This is a genomic window from Microbacterium istanbulense (assembly GCF_037204145.1).
Lineage (GTDB): Bacteria > Actinomycetota > Actinomycetes > Actinomycetales > Microbacteriaceae > Microbacterium > Microbacterium istanbulense.
In genome coordinates, this window is the sequence record NZ_JBBDGN010000034.1 from 1 (window position 1) to 1,270 (window position 1,270).

Sequence of the window (1,270 nt, forward strand, 5' to 3'; positions counted from 1 at the left end):
CCTAGGAGGCCCTGACGCCTCCTAGAGCGGCGGTTGTTTCGAGTCCGACCCCGGGGCTGACTTCGTCGCGATGGTTTCTTCGACCATGCCCATGGTCGCGTCGAACTGCGCCATGATCAGCGCCGCGGTGCTGGTGAACCCAGTCGCGAGCAGAAGCAGGAGGGAGGGAACAAACGCGCCTGGTGACGGAGCCCACCCGCCGAGCGCCCACGGGAGGATCAGCGCTGACACGAGAACGACGCTCGAGAGCCATTGATTGGCTACGAGGGCACGAGAAGACCCCGAGGCCCCCTTTGCGAGGATCCTGCGAACGCAATCTACGGTCATCGCCAGGAGGACGACTCCGAACAGTCCGAACGCGAGCGAGCCCCACAGCGGATGAAGCGCAGCGAATACGAGGGGCACGAAGAGAGCAACCGAGTATGCCGTGAAGACCCACCGGATCGAGGACCTTTGGTATCGATCAGCCGCCTCCGAAACTTCGAGGCGCATGTGCATTTCTGAGTCGATGTAGAAGAACACGCCAACGACGAACGTTCCGAGAAGTGTTCCCGCCACCCCGGCGAAGGCAAGGAGGAAGGCCTGATCGACTTCTTGCATCTCTCCACCTCGTTCCCGGCGAGTTCTCGCGCAGACCTCGCATGCATGCTCAGCCGAGCAAGTTCATGACTTCCCGACGCCCACCGCGGCCGCGCGAGCGCCTCCTGGGCTCCGCCGCCTGTTCGGACGTAGGTCGACTATACTGGACCTTAAGGTCCAAACAAACTTGCTCTTGGTTGTACGTGAGATCCGGGAGGGGAGTCCGGCCGAGAGGGCGCCGAGCAATGAGGCCGTCGCAGTGGAGTCCAGTGCAGTGGAGTCCAGTGATGCGCTCCAGCCTCATCGTCGACGTCGAGCTGACAGCGTCCAATCAGTGGGATCGGAAGAGCATGCGGGAGGTCGAGGTGATCAGACTCTCAAGAGATGCTCTTTTCCCCACGACGCTGCCGCTCACCACCCGAACGGTCGTTCATTCAAGGCCTTCAAGCCCGGTGGTCGCAGAGAGTCTCAAGCTGATCTTCGTGACAGAGGGATGGGGACAGCTTCGAACGGCCTCCGGGTTGATCGACCTTGTAGCGGGTTCCATCGTCGTATTGCCCGCTGGTGCTTGGTGTGCCGCCGAGCCGTCTATCCCCCTTGAGATGGTCACCCTCTACCTTCACCCCCTGTTCGCGCAGTCTCAGGTCGGTTGGATGCCAAGTGTGCACCCATTGACACATCACCTGAAGAG

1 protein-coding gene and 1 pseudogene are annotated in these 1,270 nt (G+C 61.6%); one reads left to right on the forward strand and one right to left on the reverse strand.

The window, feature by feature from the left end; genetic code table 11:
* Nucleotides 1-21: 21 nt before the first annotated feature.
* The gene (locus WDU93_RS15230) at nt 22-600 is read right to left on the reverse strand and encodes a hypothetical protein (RefSeq protein WP_337322090.1); all 579 of its coding nucleotides are present in this window, start codon (nt 598-600) and stop codon (nt 22-24) included.
* A 266-nt stretch (nt 601-866) separates the two neighbouring features.
* Here WDU93_RS15230 and WDU93_RS15235 point away from each other — a divergent pair.
* A pseudogene (locus WDU93_RS15235) lies at nt 867-1,270 on the forward strand (hypothetical protein); the annotation flags it as partial.

Coding starts and splice junctions, on each gene's coding strand:
- WDU93_RS15230 (WP_337322090.1), bottom strand. CDS start 600: ATGCAAGAAGTCGATCAGGCCTTCCTCCTTGCCTTCGCCGGGGTGGCG.